Source organism: Microbacterium sp. 2216-1 (genome assembly GCF_046507855.1).
In the GTDB taxonomy this organism is placed as follows: domain Bacteria; phylum Actinomycetota; class Actinomycetes; order Actinomycetales; family Microbacteriaceae; genus Microbacterium; species Microbacterium esteraromaticum_C.
The window spans coordinates 44474-64821 of the sequence record NZ_JBKFTM010000005.1 but is presented as its reverse complement, the minus strand read 5'-3'; the positions used below and the strand labels follow the sequence as shown (position 1 = coordinate 64821).

Annotated in this window: 18 protein-coding genes; 14 read left to right on the top strand and 4 right to left on the bottom strand. The window is 69.0% G+C overall.

Going from position 1 to position 20348, the window contains the following annotated elements; all coding sequences use genetic code 11:
- The first annotated feature begins 41 nt into the window (after positions 1–41).
- Entirely contained in the window at positions 42–833 is a 792-nt protein-coding gene (locus ACLD0U_RS13205) for an enoyl-CoA hydratase-related protein (RefSeq protein ID WP_179409862.1), read from the top strand.
- Between the two features lie 8 nt (positions 834–841).
- Positions 842–1279 (top strand): putative immunity protein, encoded by a 438-nt coding sequence (locus ACLD0U_RS13200; RefSeq protein WP_410340887.1) that lies wholly within the window; start codon positions 842–844, stop codon positions 1277–1279.
- Between the two features lie 135 nt (positions 1280–1414).
- On the opposite strand, the gene ACLD0U_RS13195 is transcribed toward ACLD0U_RS13200, so the two are convergent.
- On the bottom strand, positions 1415–1873 hold the full coding sequence (locus ACLD0U_RS13195; RefSeq protein ID WP_410340886.1) for an SRPBCC family protein: 459 nt from the start codon (positions 1871–1873) through the stop codon (positions 1415–1417).
- Positions 1873–2409: a MarR family winged helix-turn-helix transcriptional regulator gene (locus tag ACLD0U_RS13190; RefSeq protein WP_206551122.1), complete on the bottom strand. Its 537-nt coding sequence runs from the start codon at positions 2407–2409 to the stop codon at positions 1873–1875. Before ACLD0U_RS13190 ends, ACLD0U_RS13195 begins: the two co-directional genes overlap by 1 nt.
- A 114-nt stretch (positions 2410–2523) precedes the next feature.
- On the opposite strand from ACLD0U_RS13190, the gene ACLD0U_RS13185 reads away from it, so the two are divergent.
- The 5 genes from ACLD0U_RS13185 (at position 2524) to pntB (ending at position 9014) form a co-directional block, all read left to right on the top strand.
- Complete coding sequence (locus ACLD0U_RS13185; RefSeq protein WP_179409865.1) at positions 2524–3297, top strand: electron transfer flavoprotein subunit beta/FixA family protein; 774 nt, start codon at positions 2524–2526, stop codon at positions 3295–3297.
- A gap of 1 nt (position 3298) precedes the next feature.
- Positions 3299–4267: an electron transfer flavoprotein subunit alpha/FixB family protein gene (locus ACLD0U_RS13180; protein ID WP_410340885.1), complete on the top strand. Its 969-nt coding sequence runs from the start codon at positions 3299–3301 to the stop codon at positions 4265–4267.
- A gap of 2 nt (positions 4268–4269) precedes the next feature.
- Positions 4270–5880 carry a cytochrome b/b6 domain-containing protein gene (locus ACLD0U_RS13175; RefSeq protein ID WP_410340884.1) on the top strand — a complete coding sequence of 537 codons (1611 nt, stop codon included), beginning with the start codon at positions 4270–4272 and terminating at the stop codon, positions 5878–5880.
- A gap of 180 nt (positions 5881–6060) precedes the next feature.
- Positions 6061–7617 carry a Re/Si-specific NAD(P)(+) transhydrogenase subunit alpha gene (locus ACLD0U_RS13170; protein WP_410340883.1) on the top strand — a complete coding sequence of 519 codons (1557 nt, stop codon included), beginning with the start codon at positions 6061–6063 and terminating at the stop codon, positions 7615–7617.
- Complete coding sequence (gene pntB, locus ACLD0U_RS13165) at positions 7614–9014, top strand: Re/Si-specific NAD(P)(+) transhydrogenase subunit beta (RefSeq protein ID WP_410340882.1); 1401 nt, start codon at positions 7614–7616, stop codon at positions 9012–9014. Before ACLD0U_RS13170 ends, pntB begins: the two co-directional genes overlap by 4 nt.
- A 173-nt stretch (positions 9015–9187) precedes the next feature.
- Here the strand turns inward: pntB and ACLD0U_RS13160 are convergent, their stop codons facing one another.
- Positions 9188–9694 (bottom strand): GNAT family N-acetyltransferase, encoded by a 507-nt coding sequence (locus ACLD0U_RS13160; protein ID WP_179409870.1) that lies wholly within the window; start codon positions 9692–9694, stop codon positions 9188–9190.
- Between the two features lie 119 nt (positions 9695–9813).
- Between ACLD0U_RS13160 and ACLD0U_RS13155 the strand changes: the two genes are divergently transcribed.
- From ACLD0U_RS13155 to rocD, 7 genes are all read left to right on the top strand, one after another.
- Complete coding sequence (locus ACLD0U_RS13155; RefSeq protein WP_206821597.1) at positions 9814–10374, top strand: acyl-CoA thioesterase; 561 nt, start codon at positions 9814–9816, stop codon at positions 10372–10374.
- A 69-nt stretch (positions 10375–10443) separates the two neighbouring features.
- Positions 10444–14133 carry a proline dehydrogenase family protein gene (locus tag ACLD0U_RS13150; protein WP_410340881.1) on the top strand — a complete coding sequence of 1230 codons (3690 nt, stop codon included), beginning with the start codon at positions 10444–10446 and terminating at the stop codon, positions 14131–14133.
- A gap of 189 nt (positions 14134–14322) precedes the next feature.
- Positions 14323–14745, top strand: a complete 423-nt coding sequence (locus ACLD0U_RS13145; protein ID WP_179409873.1) for a hypothetical protein — start codon at positions 14323–14325, stop codon at positions 14743–14745.
- Positions 14745–14960, top strand: a complete 216-nt coding sequence (locus ACLD0U_RS13140; protein ID WP_179409874.1) for a helix-turn-helix transcriptional regulator — start codon at positions 14745–14747, stop codon at positions 14958–14960. Before ACLD0U_RS13145 ends, ACLD0U_RS13140 begins: the two co-directional genes overlap by 1 nt.
- A gap of 1 nt (position 14961) precedes the next feature.
- Positions 14962–15972 (top strand): NAD(P)-dependent alcohol dehydrogenase, encoded by a 1011-nt coding sequence (locus ACLD0U_RS13135; RefSeq protein WP_410340880.1) that lies wholly within the window; start codon positions 14962–14964, stop codon positions 15970–15972.
- Positions 15973–16097: 125 nt separating this feature from the next.
- Entirely contained in the window at positions 16098–16985 is an 888-nt protein-coding gene (ddaH, locus tag ACLD0U_RS13130) for a dimethylargininase (protein WP_410340973.1), read from the top strand.
- Positions 16985–18181 carry an ornithine--oxo-acid transaminase gene (gene rocD / locus ACLD0U_RS13125; protein WP_410340879.1) on the top strand — a complete coding sequence of 399 codons (1197 nt, stop codon included), beginning with the start codon at positions 16985–16987 and terminating at the stop codon, positions 18179–18181. The genes ddaH and rocD overlap by 1 nt, the downstream gene beginning before the upstream one ends.
- Positions 18182–18450: 269 nt before the next feature.
- On the opposite strand, the gene ACLD0U_RS13120 is transcribed toward rocD, so the two are convergent.
- The gene (locus tag ACLD0U_RS13120; protein ID WP_206821603.1) at positions 18451–20307 is read right to left on the bottom strand and encodes a BCCT family transporter; all 1857 of its coding nucleotides are present in this window, start codon (positions 20305–20307) and stop codon (positions 18451–18453) included.
- Positions 20308–20348: the final 41 nt, after the last annotated feature.

The following is a 20348-nucleotide window of genomic DNA, read 5'->3' as shown; positions in this document are numbered from 1 at the left end:
GATACTGGAAGCGCCGCAGGGACGCGGCGGAGGGAGCGCACATGCCTGAAGGAAACGTCGCCGAGTACGAGACGATCATCGTCGAACAGCGAGGACGGGTGGGCTGGATCACCCTCAACAGGCCCGAGGCGCTCAACGCCCTCAACGGCCTCGTGTCCGAAGAAGTGGCCGCAGCTGCCGAGATCTTCGACGCCAGCGATGAGATCGGCGCGATCGTCGTCACCGGATCCGAGAAGGCGTTCGCCGCCGGGGCCGACATCAAAGAGATGGAGTCGAAGACGGCATCCGAGATGCTCGACACCGACCACTTCGGCGCCTGGACCCGCTTCGCGGCCGTCCGCACGCCGGTGATCGCCGCCGTCTCGGGGTACGCGCTCGGCGGCGGATGCGAACTGGCGATGATGTGCGACATCATCCTCGCCGCCGACTCGGCACGCTTCGGTCAGCCCGAGATCAACCTCGGTGTCGTGCCGGGCATGGGCGGCACCCAGCGCCTCATCCGCGCGGTCGGGTACTACAAGGCCGCCGAACTGATTCTGTCGGGACGCATGATCGCGGCCGACGAGGCCGAACGCATCGGCCTCGTGTCGCGCGTGGTTCCGGCATCCGATCTGCTCGCCGAGGCGACGACGCTCGCCGAGACGATCGCGTCGAAGTCGCTGCCGTCGCTGTACGCGGCGAAGGCGACGCTGGATGCTGCCATGGAGACGACCCTCGAGGCGGGACTTGCCGTCGAGAAGCAGCAGTTCGCCGCACTGTTCGACACCGCAGATCAGAAGGAGGGGATGGCCGCTTTTCGACAGAAGCGCCCCCCTCACTTCCAGCACCGATGAGATCGACCGTGAACAGCCAGCCCGACGACGCAGACCTCAGACTCTCCGAGCACGATCGCCGCGAGCTGGTGGAATGGACCGTGGCGTGCGCAGAGCGGATGCTGCCGTTCTTCCTCGAGGAACGGCCCGACGACCGCAGACCTCGCGAGGCGCTCGACGCGGCGCAGGCGTTCATCCGCGGAGAACTCGCGATCGACGAGGTGCGTGAGCGGTCGTTCGGTAGCCACGCGGCCGCGCGCGAGGCGTCTGAGGCGTCGGCCATCGCCGCGGCGCGGGTGTGCGGGCAGGCCGCGGCCGTCGCGCACATGGCCGGGCACGCCCGCCAGGTGCCGCGGTACACGGCCAAGGCGTTCCCCGGCGACCGTGAGCGGCGCGACGAGGAGCTCGCCTGGCAGCGTCAGCGTGTGCCTGAGCGGTTCGACCAGTACGTGTACGAGGGCGACTGAGCGCACCCTTCCAGTGAGAAACCACTTCCCGTTTGAGAAACCACGTCACACGTGGTTTCTCAAACGACAGATGGTTTCTCGGCGGTGTGGTCAGCGGCCAGAGCGGCTCAGAGTGGCTCGGGCAGCGGGCGTGGGTCAGTCGCTAGGACCAGCGAAACGCGCGCTGATCGCATCGTTGCGCTCGGTAATGACGGCGATCAGATGGCGGCGCATGACGGCCGCGTCGACGATTCTGCCAACCCAGCCGAGTGGGGAGCGGAAGTCAATCGTGTCGCGCATGTGAGTTCCGCCGTCGACGCCACTGAACTCGTGTGCGTGCGCGAAGGAAGCGAACGGTCCGGCCGTCTGTCGGTCACGGAACAGGTGGGGGCGGTCGACGTCGAAGACCATCGAGGTCATGCGGAACCGAACGCCGAAGTGGCGCGCGCTCCACGTGATCTGTTCGCCTTCCTCAAGCATCCCCGCGGTGCGTCCGGCAGCGACGTGCTCGCGGTGGCTGCGCTGAGATGCCAGGTGCAGGCCGACATCGAGTGAGACGTCGAACACCTCGGACGGCGCCGCCGGGACGAATCGCTCGAGGACGAAGCGCGGCATTAGAGCGGCTCGGGCAGCGGGCGCGGGTCGGTGAAGTCGCCGGCGTTCTTGCGCAGTCGCGCGACGATGCCGACCAGTTCCTTGGCGTCGTCGGCGGCCAGCCCGGGCGAGGAGAACACCTCGGTGTTCAGCGCGGCAGTGGCACGCTCGACGAGATCGCGGCCGGCATCGGTGAGGGTCAACAGTGCGGCGCGGCCATCGTGCGGGTGCGGATCACGGCGCACCAGGCCGTCGCGCACGAGGCGCTCGGCCGTGCTCGTCAGGCTCGTAGCGTGCACCTGCAGCCTGGCCACGACGCTCGACAGCGGCAGGGTGCCCGTGCGACTGAAGGCGAGCAGACGCAGCACCTCGTAGCGCGCGAAGGTCACGCCGAAGGGCTTGAGTGCCGCATCCACTCGTGCGAGCAGCAGCTGCTGGGCGCGCATGATCGAGGTGACCACGGCCATGCCCTCGGCGGCATCGTTCCAGCCGTGCGCGAGCCATTGCCGCTTCGCCTCGGCGAGCGGATCGATGGGAAGAGGGCGGGGGCGGGCCATAGAGCCACGGTATCGGGTCGCCATCGAGTCCGACTGATACTCAATTTCACCGGCTGCGGAACTGAATCTCAGGTACGCTCGCAGGTAGACTCGAATCCGGCGTAAGGAGGCTCGATGAAGATCTATGTCCTGGTGAAAGAAGTGCCAGACACCTACGGTGACCGAAAGCTCGATCTCGAGACGGGACTGGCTGATCGTTCGGGTGATGTCGTGCTGGATGAGATCACCGAGCGTGCTCTCGAAGCCGCGCTCTCGTACGCCGACAAGAACGCCGGCACCGAGGTGGTCGCCCTCTCGATGGCGCCGGAGTCGTCGACAGCATCCGTGCGTCGTGCCCTGGCGATCGGCGCGGCATCTGCCGTGCACGTCGTCGATGAGGATCTGCGCGGCGCCGACCTCACGCTGACCGCAGAGGTGCTCGCCGCCGCGATCCGCCGCGGTGAGCCTGACCTGGTCATCACCGGCAACCTCTCGACCGACGGTTCCGGCGGTGTCATCCCCGCCATGCTCGCCGAGCACCTCGGGTTCGCGCAGGCGACGGCGCTCAGCCAGATCGAGATCTCCGACGCACAGGTCGTCGGCACCCGTACCGGCGACGACGGCACGCAGCAGATCACCGCGGCACTGCCCGCGGTCATCTCGATCACCGAGGCGCTGCCCGACGCGCGCTTCCCCAACTTCAAGGGCATCATGGCGGCCAAGAAGAAGCCGCTCGAGGTGCTCTCGCTGGCCGACCTGGGCGTCTCGGCGGATCCCGCTCTGGCGCCCCGCGCGATCATGACGACGGTCGCAGAGAAGCCCCCGCGGGCGGCCGGGGTCAAGATCACCGACGAGGGCGACGCCGCCGCTCAGCTCGTCGAGTTCCTCGCACAGAACAGGCTGGTGTGACATGGCGTACCCCGCGAACCCGATCCTCGTCCTCGTCGACGTCGACCCCGCCGGCAATGCCGCCAGCAGCACTGCGGCGCTCATCGGTGCGGCATCCACCATCGGCGCTCCCGTCGCGCTGATCGTCGGTGGCAGCCCCGCCGCGGCGGATGCCGCCGCAGCGGCCGGAGCGCAGGTCGTGCTCACGGCCGCCGGTGACGCCGGCAAGCTGACCGTCCCGGTCGTTGACGCGCTGCAGGCCGCCTATGCACAGGTGAAGCCCGATGCCGTGCTGATCTCGAACTCGATCGCCGGCCGCGATGTCGCCGGACGTTTCGCCGTGCGCGAGAAGCTCGCCCTGTCGGTGGATGCCATCGGCGTCTCCCGCGACGACGAGGGCGTCACCGCCCAGCACTCCGTCTATGGCGGCTCGTTCCTCACCGATTCGGCCCCGACCTTCGGTGCCCCGGTCATCACCGTCCGTCAGGGCGCTGTGGATGCCCGCGCCGAGGCCGCCGACCTCACGGTCGAGGAGCTCGCGGTCACCGCGTCCGATGCGGTCGCCGCGAGCACCGGAGAGATCGTGGGCGAAGAGAAGACCTCGTCGCGTCCCGAGCTGCGTGGTGCCGCGCGAGTCGTCTCGGGCGGCCGCGGCCTGGGCTCGAAGGAGAAGTTCGTGCTCGTCGAGCAGCTCGCCGACACGCTGGGTGCCGCCATCGGCGCCTCGCGGGCGGCGGTCGACGCCGGGTACATCCCCTATGCGCATCAGGTCGGTCAGACCGGCGTCTCGGTGTCGCCGCAGCTGTACATCGCGCTCGGTATCTCGGGCGCGATCCAGCACCGCGCCGGCATGCAGACCGCCAAGACGATCGTCGCGATCAACAAGGACGGCGAGGCGCCGATCTTCGACGTCGCCGACTTCGGCATCGTCGGTGACGTCTTCACCGTGGTGCCGCAGCTGATCGAGGCGCTCGAAGCGCGGAAGAACTAACCATGGGAACGCGGATGCTGCGCCGCGGACTGCCGCGGATCAACGGCGGAGAGCCCTGGCCTCCCGTCACCGAGGTGACCGTCGAGGGCGCTGACAACGTGAACGATATGCCGGTTGCGGAGGCGGTTGCCGCCGCGCCCGCGCCAGTGGAGTCCGCTCCCGCCGCGCCCGCGGCCGAGCCTGTTGCTGCATCGGGCGGCGTTGCGCCGGCGAGTGCTGCGCTGGCGACCGCCGTAGCACCGAGCGCCAGTCTGCGCCGTGGTCTGCCGCGCGTTGCCGGGGGAGACCCCTGGCCGCCGGCATCCACTGCTCCGGCGTCCCCTGCTCCGGCACCCGCGATGGCCGCCCCCGCTCCGGTCGTGACCGAGGCGCCCGAGCCGGCCGTCGCCCCGGTGGCAGCTGCCGCGCCCCAGGCGACCGCCGCCGCCACCGCGCCGGGCGCCGAGCTGCGCCGCGGCCTGCCGCGCGTCGCCGGCGGCGACCCGTGGCCGCCCGCCGGTACCGCTTCGGTCGCCGCGGTCGTCGCGTCGTCGGATGCTGTCGCCGAGGCTCCGGTGACGGAAGCCCCGTCCACCCAGACCGCGGTGGCCGTGGCATCCGACCGCCCCGACCTGTCGACGCCGCTGCCGTTCACCCGCACCGTCTGGCAGGGACGCGCGCCGCGGCACGCTTCGCAGCCCGTCGCGCAGCCGTCGAGGCTGCGCCCGACGTGGCCGCAGGCCATTGGCGGACTGCTGGGTCTCGCCTCGCTCGGTCTGCTGGCCGCGGCCGGGGTGTTCCTGATGCGGGCGTTCCTCACTCTGCCGTTCATGCAGGACTTCCTGGCCGCCTACCCCGGCGAGTACCACCCCGCGTTCGAGACCGAACCGGGCTTCGCGCCGTGGGTCAACTGGGCACACTTCTTCAACATCTTCCTGATGGTGCTGATCATCCGTTCGGGGCTCGGGGTGCGCACCGAGAAGCGGCCCACCGTGTTCTGGGCGCCGCGCGGCAACAGCAAGGGCAAGATCAGCCTGACTCTGTGGTTCCACCAGTCGCTCGACATCCTGTGGATCGTCAACGGAGTGATCTTCGTGGTGCTGCTCATCGTCACCGGCCACTGGGTGCGCATTGTGCCCACCAGCTGGGAGGTCTTCCCGAACGCGCTTTCGGCCCTGCTGCAGTACATCTCGCTCGACTGGCCGACCGAGAATGGCTGGGTGAACTACAACAGCCTGCAGCAGTTGGCGTACTTCACGACGGTGTTCATCGCCGCGCCTCTTGCAGTGATCACTGGGTTCCGCATGTCGGGGCTGTGGCCGAAGAAGGCCGAGAAGCTGTCGAAGGCCTACCCGGTCGAGTGGGCGCGTGCCCTGCACTTCCCCGTCATGCTGTACTTCGTGGCGTTCATCATCGTGCACGTCGCGCTGGTGTTCCTCACCGGTGCGCTGCGCAACCTGAACCACATGTTCGCTGCGCAGGGCTCGGTCGATGGCATCGCCTATGCGGATGTCTGGACCGGTTTCTGGGTGTTCGTCGGAGCCATGGTCGTGGTCGCTGCCGGCTGGTTCGCCGCCCGCCCGCTGGTGCTGGCGCCGATCGCGAAGCTGTTCGGGCAGGTCTCCGGGCGCTGACGCCACGCATTTCTTGAGAGGCCCCCGTGCTGAGCACGGGGGCCTCTCGCTTTCTCCATTGATCAATTTCGCCTGATTTTCAGCGGTCACAGAGCAGATTTCCCCTCATTCCTTCTCGATCGGTCAGTAGTCTGAGCAAAACGCTGAGGCCGACAGTGATGTCGGGACGGAAGGATCGCAGTGACGCAGATCGGAATCGTGCGGGAAGGCCCGGAGGAGACGCGTGTCTCTGCCACCCCGGCCACCGTGCAGACCCTGAGAAAGCTCGGCTACGAAGTGGCCGTCGAGAGCGGGGCGGGCGAGCGATCGTCGTACCCGGATGACGAGTACCGGCAGGCCGGTGCGACGATCGTCGCACCGGAGCAGGCGTGGCGCAGCCCCGTCGTCCTCAGGGTGAACCCGCCATCGGATGCTGAAATCGCCGCCCTGGCCGACGGAGCCACCCTGATCGCGCTGCTCTCACCCGCGCTCAAGCCCGAACTGATCGAGAAGCTCGCCCAGCGCGGGATCACGGCGCTCGCCCTCGACGCGGTTCCGCGTATCTCGCGCGCGCAGTCGATGGACGTGCTCAGCTCGATGGCCAACATCTCGGGCTACCGCGCCGTCGTCGAGGCCGCCCATGAGTTCGGCCGGTTCTTCACCGGGCAGGTGACGGCGGCCGGCAAGGTGCCGCCCGCGAAGGTGCTCGTCGCCGGTGCCGGTGTCGCCGGACTCGCCGCGATCGGAGCAGCATCCAGCCTCGGCGCCATCGTGCGCGCCACCGATCCGCGCCCCGAGGTCGCCGACCAGGTGTCGTCGATCGGCGGCACCTACCTGGCCGTCGACGTCGCGGTCGAGAAATCCACCGACGGCTATGCCAAGGCCACCAGCGCCGACTACGACCGCCGCGCCGCCGAGATCTACACCGAGCAGGCCGCCGACGTCGACATCATCATCACCACCGCGCTGATCCCGGGGCGCGCAGCGCCCCGGCTCATCACAGCATCCGACGTCGCGCAGATGAAGCCGGGCAGCGTGATCGTCGACATGGCCGCCGCGCAGGGCGGCAACGTCGAGGGCTCGGTGGCGGGCGAGCGCGTCGTCACCGACAACGGCGTGATCATCCTCGGCTACACCGACCTCGCCTCGCGGCTGGCCGCGCAGGCCTCGCAGCTGTACGGCACCAACGTCGCAAACCTGGTCGCGCTGCTCACCCCGGGCAAGGACGGCACGCTCACCATCGACTTCGACGATGTCGTGCAGCGCGCGGTCACCGTGGTGCGCGACGGTGAGGTCACCTGGCCGCCACCGCCCGTGCAGGTCGCCGCCGCGCCGGCCCCGGCGGCCCCCGCCGCCTCTGCAGCACCCGTTCCCGAGCCCAAGAAGATGAGCGCCGGCAAGAAGATCGCGCTGATCGTCGTGGGCATCGCCGCGCTGTTCCTCGTGAACGCGTTCGCACCCCCGCCGCTGCCGCAGCACTTCACCGTGCTGATGCTCGCCGTCGTCGTCGGCTTCTACGTCATCGGCAAGGTGCACCATGCGCTGCACACCCCGCTGATGTCGGTCACCAACGCCATCTCGGGCGTCATCGTCGTCGGAGCAATGCTGCAGATCACCGACGCAAACCCCGTCGTGCAGGCCCTCGCCGCCGTCGCCGTACTGGTCGCGAGCATCAACATCTTCGGTGGATTCGCCGTCACCCGCCGCATGCTCAGCATGTTCACACTCGGCAAGACGACAGGGGGCGACCACAAGTGACCGTCGACGCACTCGCCGGCGCGGCCTACATCGCCGCCGCCCTGCTGTTCATCCTGAGCCTGGCCGGGCTCAGCCGCCACGAATCCGCCCGCGCGGGCGTGGTCTACGGCATCGTCGGCATGACGATCGCCCTCGGCGCCACTCTGGCGCTCACCGTCGCCGACGCCTGGGGCGGCAGCGGTGCCACCCTCGGCCTGAGCCTGCTCGCCGTCGGTGTGCTGGTCGGTGCGGCGATCGGCCTGTGGCGCGCCAAGGTCGTCAAGATGACCGAGATGCCGCAGCTCATCGCCCTGCTGCACAGCTTCGTCGGCCTTGCCGCGGTGCTGGTCGGATGGAACGGCCACCTCTCGCACGCGTCGATCCCGGCCGAACTGGTCGACATCCACAACGCCGAGGTCTTCATCGGCATCTTCATCGGTGGTGTGACTTTCACCGGCTCGATCGTGGCGTACCTGAAGCTGTCAGCCAGGGTGTCGTCGCGTCCGCTCGTGCTGCCGGGCAAGAACCTGCTCAACGTCGGCGCGCTGGTCGCGTTCGTCGTGCTGACGGTGTGGTTCGTGCTCGACCAGCAGCTCTGGCTGCTGGTGGCGGTGACCCTGCTGTCGTTCGCCCTCGGCTGGCACCTGGTGGCCTCGATCGGCGGCGGCGACATGCCCGTCGTCGTCTCGATGCTCAACAGCTACTCGGGCTGGGCGGCGGCTGCGGCCGGCTTCCTGCTGAACAACGATCTGCTCATCGTCACCGGCGCGCTGGTCGGGTCGTCGGGTGCGTACCTGTCGTATATCATGTGCAAGGCCATGAACCGGTCGTTCCTGTCAGTCATCGCCGGAGGCTTCGGCATCACAGCATCCGCCTCCGACGACGTCGACCACGGCGAGCACCGCGAACTCAACGCCGAGGCCGCCGCCGGCCTGCTGTCGCAGGCGCAGTCGGTCGTGATCACCCCCGGCTACGGCATGGCGGTCGCACAGGCCCAGTACCCCGTCGCCGACCTGGTCGCGAAGCTGCGCGAGCGCGGCGTCGACGTGCGCTTCGGCATCCACCCCGTCGCGGGGCGCCTGCCGGGGCACATGAACGTGCTGCTGGCCGAGGCGAAGGTGCCGTACGACATCGTTCTGGGCATGGACGAGATCAACGACGACCTCGCCTCGACGAGCGTCGTGCTGGTGATCGGAGCCAACGACACGGTCAACCCGGCCGCCGCCGAGGACCCGGGCAGCCCGATCGCCGGTATGCCCGTGCTGCGGGTGTGGGAAGCCGAGAACGTGATCGTGTTCAAGCGGTCGATGGCCCCCGGCTACGCGGGCGTGCAGAACCCGCTGTTCTTCCGCGAAAACGCCCAGATGCTGTTCGGCGACGCCAAGGAACGGGTGGAGGACATCATCCGGGCGCTGTGATCCGGCATCCGACCCGGTCCACCCCGCCCCGGGCCGGGCCGGACCCGGTCCCGGGCCAGGCCACGGGACAGGATCGCCGATACCCCCACCTGACGCCGAGACCCCCTGCTGCAGACGTCTGCAGCAGGGGGTCTCGGCGCGAACACGGGGTGTCGACGCGAAGAGCGATGCGCTCAGCGCACGAAGCGCACCTCGGTCAGCGTCTCGCCGAGGAAGGGCTCGGTGTGGCTGGCGCCGTCGAGCGAGAACCCGTTGCGGGCGTAGAAGCGGTGCGCCCTGGGGTTGTCCTCGGCGACCCACAGGTACAGGGGCTCTTCCTTCTCGACGGCCGCGTCGAAGAGCTGCTGGCCGATGCCGGTGCCGTGGTACTCGTCGAGCAGATAGATGAAGTACAGCTCGCGGAACGCGGGGGCATCCTTGTCGCGCGCAGGCCCCGAGCCGACGAAGCCGACGATCTCGCCGTCGACGAGTGCGGCGCTCATCTTGAAGTCCTCGCCCTGACGGGCCCAGTTCGTCCAGAGCTCGGCCATGCGGCGCGGTGAGATGCGCTCCAGCGCCGCCTTGCTGATCAGGTGGTCATAGGTCTCGTGCCACGTCTGCGCGTGCACGCGACCGAGGGCTTCCGCATCCACGTCGCGGACCGGACGGACGATGATCTCGGGCTGGGCTTCGGCGCTCATGCCGCGACTCTACGCTCGAGGGCCCAAGAGGTGAAATCGGCCCGTCACACACCCCCTCGTGTGTGGAAACCCGCCAACGAAGTTGGGACATGCATCGTGGATCACTACTATCGCCCCTTGTGAATGTGATCTGGCGCACCCTCCTCGTGATCTTTCAGGCGCGGCGGCGCGTGCGCCGCGACGGCACGCTCGGTCCCACCGACGTGGGTACGGTCCGGCTCACCACACTGCCCACCGATATCGACATCCTGCGGCACATGAATAACGGCCGGTACCTGTCGCTGTTCGACCTGGGCCGTTGGGACCTGCTGATCCGCACCGGCCTGTTCGACTCCATGAAGCAGCGCGGCTGGTACGCCGTCGTCTCCAGTGAGACCGTCACGTTCCGCAAGTCGCTGGAGCTCTGGCAGCGCTTCGACGTCGAGTCGCGCATGATCGGGCACGACGACAAGGCGGTCTTCCTCGAGCACCGCGCCGTCGTCGACGGCGAGGTCTATGCCCGCGTGATCGTACGGGCGCGGATGCTGCGACGCAGCGGTGGCACGGTGAGCCACGAAGAGCTCTTCGCCGCTGTGGGGCGCCCCGAGGGCATTCCCGACATCGAGGAGTGGATCCACGACTGGGCCGCAGCGGTCGCCCTGCCGCCCACGAAGGCGCCCGCGCCCAGCACCTGGAACTGACACGGCGCCTGGAACTGACACGGCGCGCATCACCCGCCCCTGACGCCGGCACGCGCCTAGTGTGGACACATGGCAGAGCAGTCGTCATCGCCCACCGGAAGCGACCTGGCGGAAGCGGCCGTCGAACTCGCCGCGCGCTGGGTTCTGCAGGCCGCCGATGAGCACGTCGACCCGGCCGCCGAGCGCCTCGCGGGAGTGCTGCAGGACCCGAAGGGGATGCCCTTCACCCTGGGCTTCGTCGACGGGGTGATGCGCCCGGAGAGCGCGTCGGCGGCAGCATCCAATCTGCATCGGGTCGCGACGCTCGCGCCCGACTTCCTGCCCTGGTACCTGCGCGGCGTGGTGCGGCTCGGCGGGGGCGTCGCCCCGCTGCTGCCCGTGCCCACCGTGCCGATCGCACGGCGCGTGCTGCGTGAGATGGTCGGCCATCTCATCGTCGACGCGCGACCCGACAAGCTCGGACCCGCGCTGCAGAAGCTACGCGTCTCGGGCTCTCGGCTCAACCTCAACCTGCTCGGCGAGGCGGTGCTCGGCGAGGCCGAGGCGAAGCGCCGGCTCGACGGCATCCACGCGCTGATCCGCCGCGACGACGTCGACTACGTCTCAGTGAAGGTGTCGGCGATCATCAGCCGCATCTCGATGTGGGCGTTCGACGAGATCGTCGACCAGGTGATCGAGCGTCTTCTGCCGCTCTACGTGACCGCCGCGGCGAACGGCACGTTCATCAACCTCGATATGGAGGAGTACCGCGACCTCGATCTGACGGTCGCGGTGTTCACGCGTCTGCTGGAGGACCCACGGCTGAAGCGCCTTGAGGCGGGCATCGTGCTGCAGACTTACCTGCCCGACGCGCTGCCCGCGCTGCGTGAGCTGACCGCCTGGGCGCGCGACCGCGTCGACCATGGCGGTGCGCCCATCAAGGTGCGGCTCGTCAAGGGCGCCAACCTCGCGATGGAGAAGGTGGATGCCGTGATGCACGGCTGGCCGCAGGCCCCGTACACCACCAAGCTCGACACCGACGCGAACTACCTGCGCTGCCTCGACGAGGCCTTCACGCCCCGCAACGCCGACGCCGTGCGCATCGGCGTCGCCGGGCACAATCTCTTCGACATCGCCTATGCGTGGTTGCTGGCGGGGGAGCGCGAGGTGCGCGACGCCATCGAGTTCGAGATGCTGCTCGGCATGGCGCAGGGGCAGGTGGCGGCCGTGGCCCGCGAGGTCGGCGAGGTTCTGCTGTATGTGCCCGTGGTCGATCCCGCTGAGTTCGACGTCGCGATCAGCTATCTCGTGCGCCGTCTCGACGAGAACGCGTCGCCGTCGAACTTCCTCTCGGCGGCGTTCCATCTCGCCGAGGACCCTTCGTTGTTCGAGCGTGAGCGGCTGCGCTTCGTGGACTCGCTCACCCGCAAGGACGACCGCACCCTGCAGATCGGGCCGCGGCGCACCCAGGACCGCAACGCACCGGCGCACGAATCCGTGCGCCCCGCGCCGCGCCGGGCGGTCGAGAGCGAAGACCTCACCGGCGTCGTGCTCGACATCGCCCGAGGGTCGGAGGATGACGGCGACGCCTTTCTGCAGACCGCCGTGTACGCGCGTCACGAGCTGGCTGTCGCGGTGGACGGCACCGCAGGTGCGCCCGGTTTCGAGAACACCCCGGACAGCGATCCGGCGTTGCCCGCCAACCGTGAGTGGGCGCGCGGCATCCTCGCCCGCGTCGCCGAGCCCGACGCGTGCGCCCTGGGCCTCGAGACGGTGCGCGCCGCGCGGATCGACGACGAGCGGATGCTGGAGCAGGCCCTCGACCGGGTGCAGGCCGGCGGTGCCCAGTGGGGCGCGCGTCCGGCATCCGAACGTGCCGAGATCCTGCAGCGCGCGGCCGTCGCGCTGCAGACGCGACGCGGCGATCTGATCGAGATCGCCGCCGTCGAGACGGGCAAGGTGTTCTCGGAGGCCGACATCGAGGTCAGTGAGGCCGTCGACTTCGCGAAGTATTACGCCAGCCGCGCGCGTGAACTCGACGCGGTCAGTGGCGCGCGTTTCGAGCCGGCGCAGGTGACGGTGGTCACGCCGCCGTGGAACTTTCCGCTCGCGATTCCCGCCGGCGGTGTGCTTGCCGCGCTGGCGGCGGGATCCGGGGTCGTCTTCAAGCCCGCCCATCAGGCGCGTCGGTGCGCCGCCGTCATCGCCGAGGCGCTGTGGCAGGCGGGTGTCCCGCGAGACGTACTCGCCCTCGTCGACCTCGGCGAGCGCGAACTCGGACGCCGGCTCATCTCGCACCCGTCGGTCGATCGGGTGATCCTGACCGGCGCATGGGACACCGCGGCGCTGTTCCGCTCGTGGCGCCCTGACCTGCCGCTGCTGGCCGAGACCAGCGGAAAGAACGCGATCGTCATCACCCCCACCGCCGATCTCGATCTCGCCGTCGCCGACCTCGTGCGCAGCGCCTTCGGCCACGCCGGGCAGAAGTGCTCGGCGGCGTCGCTGGCGATTCTCGTCGGTCCGGTGGGCCGCTCCAAGCGGTTCGTGCGGCAACTGACCGATGCCGTGAAGTCGATGCGGGTGGCCTGGCCGTCCGACCCCACAGCCGAGATCGGCCCGGTCATCGAGCAGCCGCAGGGCAAGCTCGCCTGGGCGCTGAACGACCTGGAGGGTGACGAGAAGTGGCTGATCCGCCCCCGATCGCTCGATGACAGCGGGCGGCTGTGGAGTCCCGGCGTGCGTGCCGGGGTGCAGCCGGGCTCGCGCACACACCTGGAGGAGTTCTTCGGGCCGATGCTGGGGGTGATGCACGCGGCGACGTTGAGCGAGGCGATCGAGATGCAGAATGCCGTGGCGTACGGGCTGACGGCGGGGCTGCACACGCAGGACCCCGCTGACCTGGAGCTCTGGCTCGACCGGGTGCAGGCCGGCAACCTCTACGTCAACCGGGGCATCACCGGTGCGATCGTGCAGCGTCAGCCGTTCGGAGGATGGAAGCGCTCGTCGGTCGGACCCGGCGCGAAGGCCGGCGGGCCGAACTACCTGGTCGGGTTGGGCCGCTGGCGTTCGCAGTCGCGGGGCAAGGTGTCGAGCACCTTGCATCTGCGGGGTCTCGACACCCGCATCTCGACGTTGATCGAGGCGGCGCAGCCCTCGCTCGGGTTCGACGAGTTCGAGTGGCTGCGGCAGGCGGCGCTGTCAGACGCCGTCGCGTGGGATCGCGAGTTCGGTCAGGTGCGTGACGTCTCGCACCTGGGGGTCGAACGCAATCTGTTCCGGTACCGGCCGGTTCAGGTGACGGTGCGTGCGACGTCGGATGCCGGGCTGCACGAAGTGCTGCGAGTGGTGTTCGCCGGCATCCGCGCGGGAGCGCCGTTCGTGCTGTCGGTACCGGCGGGCCTTCCCGCCGGCGTGCGCGGGCAGCTCAGCGACCTGGAGGTGCTCATCGCGGTCGAGAGCGACGCGGAGTGGATCGACCGCATCGCGCGGCGCGGCGGTGCGGTGCACTCCGGAGGGGTGGATGCCGTGACGTCGGATGCCGGGGCCTCGGGCCGTGTGGATGCCGGGCGCGTGCGGCTGGTCGGATCGCGCGAGGCCGTCGCGGCGCTGCACGCGGATCTGGCGCGCGCGGTGGCCGGTGATCCGGATCTCGCCGTCTATGACAACGAGGTGACTACGGCCGGACGGCTGGAACTGCTGCCGTTCGTGCACGAGCAGGCGATCTCGATCACCGCGCACCGCTTCGGGGATCCCGACGACTGGAGCGCCGCGGTCATCTGAGTCGGCCCGCGCGGGTTGTTCTCGTCGCAAGCGGTCGTTCCGGTCGCAATTTGTCCCGCTTCCGCGGTGATGTTGCGGGACTTTTTGCGACCTGAACGGGGCGACCGCGGGCCATGTAAAAGATTCTTGACATCGCGCCGCGGGTAGGCGTAACCTCCGTGTAAAGAATCTTTTACACGGAGGTGTGTGATGGTCGCTGAGGAACGGGCCGCCTGGGCCGGACTGATCAGCCTGGTGCTGACGATCCCCGTATATGTGGTGGTGCTCGTGGGTGCTTCCGATCCCACGGCATCGTGGTTGCCGATCATGCTGTGGACGATCGGTGCCGGCATCGTGCTCACGGTGCTGATCATCGCGGTCTGGGCGCTCATCGCCCGTGCCCGTGAGGGAGACGCGGTCGCCGCCACCGATATCCGCGACCGCGACATCTCGCGCATGGGAACGCGCGTCGAGCACGCCTTCCTGGTCATCGCCGGGCTCGGCGTCATCGCCCTGTGCGCGGTGAACGCCGATGTCTTCTGGATCGCACAGACCATGTTCGCCGGGTTCGCCGTCTCGGCTTTCGTCGGCGGAATCGCCCGCGTGATCGCCTACCGGCGGGGGCTCATCTGATGGTCAAGCCGACACTGGTCACCAACAGCATCCGCGCGCACCGCGAACGCGCCGGGCTCACGCAGGCCGAACTCGCCCGCACCATCGGCGTCACCCGCCAGACCCTCATCGCGATCGAACAGGGCAAGTACTCGCCCACGCTCGAACTCGCCTTCCAGATCGCCCGCGCACTCCAGCTCGGGCTCGATGACCTCTTCCAGTACCCGGAGGATTGACATGACCGTTTCGACCACCACCATGACCGCCTGGATGCAGCACCGCTACGGGCCGGCATCCGGCATCCGACGCCACGAGCGCACCACCCCCGAGCCGCGACGCGGCGAGGTGCTGCTGCGCATCGAGGCCACCGCGCTCAACGCCGGAGACGTGCGGATCATGCTCGGCGACCCGCTGGTCGTCCGGCCCGCCTTCGGACTGCGCGGGCCCCGTCAGCCGGTCCGAGGCATGGATGTCGCGGGTACGGTCGTCGCCCTCGGCGACGGAGTGACGGATGCCACCGTCGGCGACGCCGTCGTGGCCGAACTGCCCGGCGGCGGAGGGCTGGCGCCGTTTGCGACGGCCCCGGTCGCTCGCTGCGTGCCGCGACCCGAGGCCGTGCCGCCGCAGATCGCGGCGACACTGCCGATCGCGGGCGGAACCGCCTGGCAGGCGCTCGACCTCGCCGGGGTCACCGAGGGCAACCGAGTGCTCATTCTCGGGGCCTCCGGTGGCGTCGGCACGTTCGCCGTCCAGCTCGCGGCGATCCGTGGTGCCGAGGTGCATGCCACGTCCGGCGAACAGCACCACCCGCTGCTCTCCGGGCTCGGCGCCGCACGCGTGCTCGACCGGAACACCCCCGTGGACGAGCTGCCGCACGGTGAGTACGACGCGGTGATCCAGATCGCCGGCGGGCAGTCGCTGCGCGCGCTGCAGCGGCTCACTCGCCCCGGTGGCACGGTCGTGCTCGTCGGGGGCGACGGCGGACGCGTGCTCGGACCGATCCCTCGGATGCTACGGGCCGCTCTGCTCTCGATCGGATCGCGCCATCGCATCCGCCCCCTCGCAGCCGTCGCGAAGCCGGACCTCCTCGCGAACCTGCTCGACCTCGTGGCACAGGGGCGCCTGCATCCTGTGATCGCCGACGAGTACGCATTCGAGGCGGCGGGCGAGGCAATGGCCCGCATCGAGACGGGGCACGCCGCCGGAAAACTCGTCGTGCACGCTGAGGATTCGCCCACTGCATCGTGAGCCTTCCCGTGAAATAATGATCACTGGCGTGCCCACGTGCATCTTCCCCGTCAGTGTTGCGGGTCGAACTTCCGCCGGGCCCCTGGACAGCGTCCGCCGCACCTTCACGAGGAGCCTCCATGTCCATGCCTGAGACCACCACCGCCACCGCCCCCACCCGCGTCGCCCACCACCGCCGCTACCTGATGTGCCGTCCCGAGCACTTCACGGTCAGCTACAAGATCAACCCGTGGATGGAGCCCGCCAAGCCCACCGACACCGCCAAGGCCCTCGAGCAGTGGCAGAAGCTGTACGACCTGTACATCGAGCTCGGCCACGAGGTCGAGCTGATCGAGCCCCTCGCCGGCTACCCCGACATGGTCTACACCGCCAACGGCGGATTCGTCATCGACGGCCGGGCGTACGTCCCCGAGTTCTACTTCGAGCAGCGCCAGGGTGAGGCCCCCGCCTTCGCCGAGTGGTTCCGCGCGAACGGCTTCGACACGGTACTGCCCCAGGAGGTCAACGAGGGCGAGGGCGACTTCCTGCTCGCCGGCGACGTGATCCTCGCCGGTACCGGCTTCCGCTCCGCCGGTGACAGCCACCGTGAGGTGCACGAGGTCTTCGGACGCGAGGTCGTCACGCTCACGCTCATCGACCCGCGCTTCTACCACCTCGACACCGCGCTCACCGTGCTCGACCCGGTAGTGGGTCACGAGAACGGCGGCCCCGAGCGCGCCAACATCGCCTACCTGCCCGGCGCGTTCGACGAGGCATCCCAGCGCATCCTCGCCGAGCGCTTCCCCGACGCGATCCTCGTCGCCGACGAGGACGGCGCCGTGTTCGGCCTGAACTCGGCCAGCGACGGCTACAACGTGATCATCTCGCCGCGCGCCAAGGGCTTCGAGAAGCAGCTGCGCGAGCGCGGATACAACCCGCTCACCGTCGACCTGTCCGAGCTGCTGCTCGGCGGTGGCGGCATCAAGTGCTGCACGCTCGAACTGCGCGGCGCGAAGACCGACGGGGAGTCCTGATGTCGACCTCGACGACCGCGCCGCTCGAACCGCACGTCGCCGAGAACTACAGCCCACTGCCCGTCGTCGTCTCCGAAGCCGACGGGGTGTGGGTGACGGATGCCGACGGCAAGCGCTACCTCGATCTGCTGGCCGCCTACTCGGCCGTCAACTTCGGTCACCGGCATCCGGCGATCGTGCAGGCGCTGACCGCGCAGCTGGGCCGCGTCACGCTCACCAGCCGCGCGTTCATGAACGACCAGCTCGAACCGTTCGCCGCGGCGCTCGCCGAACTGTGCGGCAAAGAGCTGGTGCTGCCGATGAACACCGGCGCCGAGGCCGTCGAGACGGGCATCAAGGTCGCCCGCGCGTGGGGGTACCGGGTCAAGGGCATCCCGGCCGGTCGGGCGCGCATCATCGTCGCAGACGGTAACTTCCACGGCCGCACCACGACGATCGTCAGCTTCAGCGACGATGAGCAGGCGCGTGCCGACTTCGGCCCGTACACGCCCGGTTTCGACGTGGTCGCCTACGGCGATGCGGATGCCATCGCGAACGCGATCACCGAAGACACCGCGGCCGTGCTCATCGAGCCGATCCAGGGCGAGGGTGGCGTGATCATCCCACCCGAGGGATACCTGCGCCGGGTCCGAGAGATCTGCGACGAGCGGAACGTGCTCTTCATCGCCGATGAGATCCAGTCGGGGCTCGGCCGCGTCGGCGAGACCTTCGCCTGCGATCGCGAGGGCGTCGTGCCCGACCTGTACCTGCTGGGCAAGGCGCTCGGTGGGGGCATCCTGGCTGTCTCGGCCGTCGTCGGCAACCGGGACGTGCTCGGGGTGATCCGTCCCGGCGAGCACGGCTCGACGTTCGGCGGAAACCCGCTGGCCGCCGCCGTGGGCACCAAGGTCGTCGAGATGCTCAGCACGGGTGAGTTCCAGCAGCGTGCCCGTCTGCTCGGCGCGCATCTGGCATCCGCTCTCGAACCGCTCATCGGGCACGGCGTGACCGCGGTGCGTATCGCGGGGCTGTGGGCCGGCGTCGATATCGACCCCGCGATCGGTACCGGGCGAGAGATCGCAGAGAAGCTGCGCGAGCGCGGCGTGCTGGTGAAGGACACCCACGGGCAGACCATCCGCATCGCGCCGCCGCTGGTGATCCGCGCGACCGAGCTCGACTGGGCCGTCGAGCAGCTGCGGCACGTGCTCGCCGCGTAGCCCGCGCACGCACGCTCGCAGCGCACGCACGCACGCACGCAACACCTCTCCTCCTCACGAGGGGTCAAGAAATGTCGCGTTCAGAGGGTTGGACTGCGCAGAACTTGACCCCTCGTGGGTCACGCAGCGCATGCAACACCTCTCCTCCTCACGAGGGGTCAAGAAATGTCGCGTTCAGGGGGCTGAACTGCGCAGAATTTGACCCCTCGTGGGTGGGGACGGGCCGGGGTGCGTGGGGCTTGGGCGCGAGAGCGCGAGTGCGCTGGGCGTCAGTCCTTCAGGAACGGGCCCGCGTCCTGCGAGGGAACGTCGGGGTCGTCGAGGCCGGCGAGCTCGTCCTGATCCACGAGCACGTCGACGTCGATCGTCGACGGCGACGCATCCACGTGGCTCTCGATCGCGAGTGCTGTCGGCGTGATGCGCGACGGTTCGGTCGGCGCCACGGGCAGCCCGAACCGGCGCTGCAGGCTACGCATCCATCGGGGCTGGGCTCCCAGCACGCCGGTGGCGTCGTGCGCCTCGACCTCCAGGCCGTAGTAGTCGCCGATCCGGTCGATGAACTGCGCACGCTCGGCCTTCGCATAGGCGCGGCGCTCACGGGTGAACGCCACGACAGTCGACCAGCAAATCAGCAGCATCACCACACTGAACGGCAGCGCGATCGTGATCGCCGCCGTCTGCAGCGCGGTGAGGCCTCCGGCCAGCAGGAGCGCGATCGCCAGCAGGGCCGTCGCCGCGACGAAGAACGTGCGGATCCACCGGCGCGGTTCGGGCTTGCCGCCGGTGGCGATCATGCCCATCACCAGGGCGCCCGAATCGGCCGACGTCACGAAGAAGATCGTCAGCAGCAACAGCACACCGACGCTGACGATCGCCGACCCGGGCACGTGCTGCAGCATCTCGAACAGCGCACCCTGCAAGTCCACTTCGCCGTCGGGCCCGGTAAGGGTGCCCGGGTTGGCGAGTTCCATCGCCAGTCCAGAGCCGCCGAGCACGGCGAACCACAGGATGCCGAGCAGCGTCGGCACCATGATCACGCCGATCACGAACTCGCGCACCGAGCGGCCCTTCGAGACCCGGGCAATGAAGATGCCGACGAAGGGCGCCCACGAGATCCACCAGCCCCAGTAGAACGACGTCCACCCCGCCTGCCATTGCTCGCCGGCCTCGCCCTGGAACGCACTCACGTTGAACGACAGACCCACGAAGTTCTGCACGTAGTACCCGATCGACTGCACGAAGTCGCGCAACAGGAACTCGGTCGGGCCGACAGCCAGCAGGTAGAGCACCAGCAGCCCGGCCAGCACCAGGTTCGCGTTCGACAGCCACTTCATGCCGCGGGTGACGCCCGACAGCACCGACATCAGCACGAACACCGAGATGATGAGGATCAGCACGACCTGGGTCGCCTCGTCGGGGTCGGCGAAGCCTGCCGCGTGCAGGCCCGAGCTCATCTGCAGCACACCGAGCCCGAGCGAGGTCGCGACGCCAAAGAGGGTGCCGACCAGGGCGATCACGTCGATCGTGTGCCCCCAGCCGCCTTCGACGCGCTTGCCGAGCAGAGGTTCGAGCGTCCACCGGATCGACACGGGCCGCCGACGGCGATGGATCGCGTACGACAGGGCGAGCCCGATCACGACGTAGATCGACCAGGCGTGCACGCCCCAGTGCAGGTACGTCTGCCCCAGCGCCCCCTGTGCGAGCTGCTCGGGTGTTCCCGTCACGCCGGGTCGCGGGTTCACGAAGTGGCTGAGCGGTTCGCTGACACCGTAGAAGACCAGACCGATGCCCATTCCGGCGGCGAACAGCAGCGAGAACCAGCTCATCAGCGAGAACTCGGGCTCTTCGTCGTCTCGTCCGAGCTTGATGTCACCGAATCGGCTGAAGCCGAGGAACAGGCTGAACGCGACGAAGAACGCCGCGATCAGCACGTAGTACCAGTTGAAGGCGTTCACGATCGAGGTCTGCACGGCCGCGAACACCTCTTCGGCGACCTGCGGGAACAGCAGGGTGAACAAGACGAACGCGATGATGATCGCCGCCGCGGGCCAGAAGACCCATCGCAGAACCTGGGGTTCGCGCGTCTCGGTCTCGGTCGTCTGAGTCGCCTCGCCGTGTCCGCTCATGCCCTCCACGCTATCCAGTGCGGGTCACCGGTGACGAATGC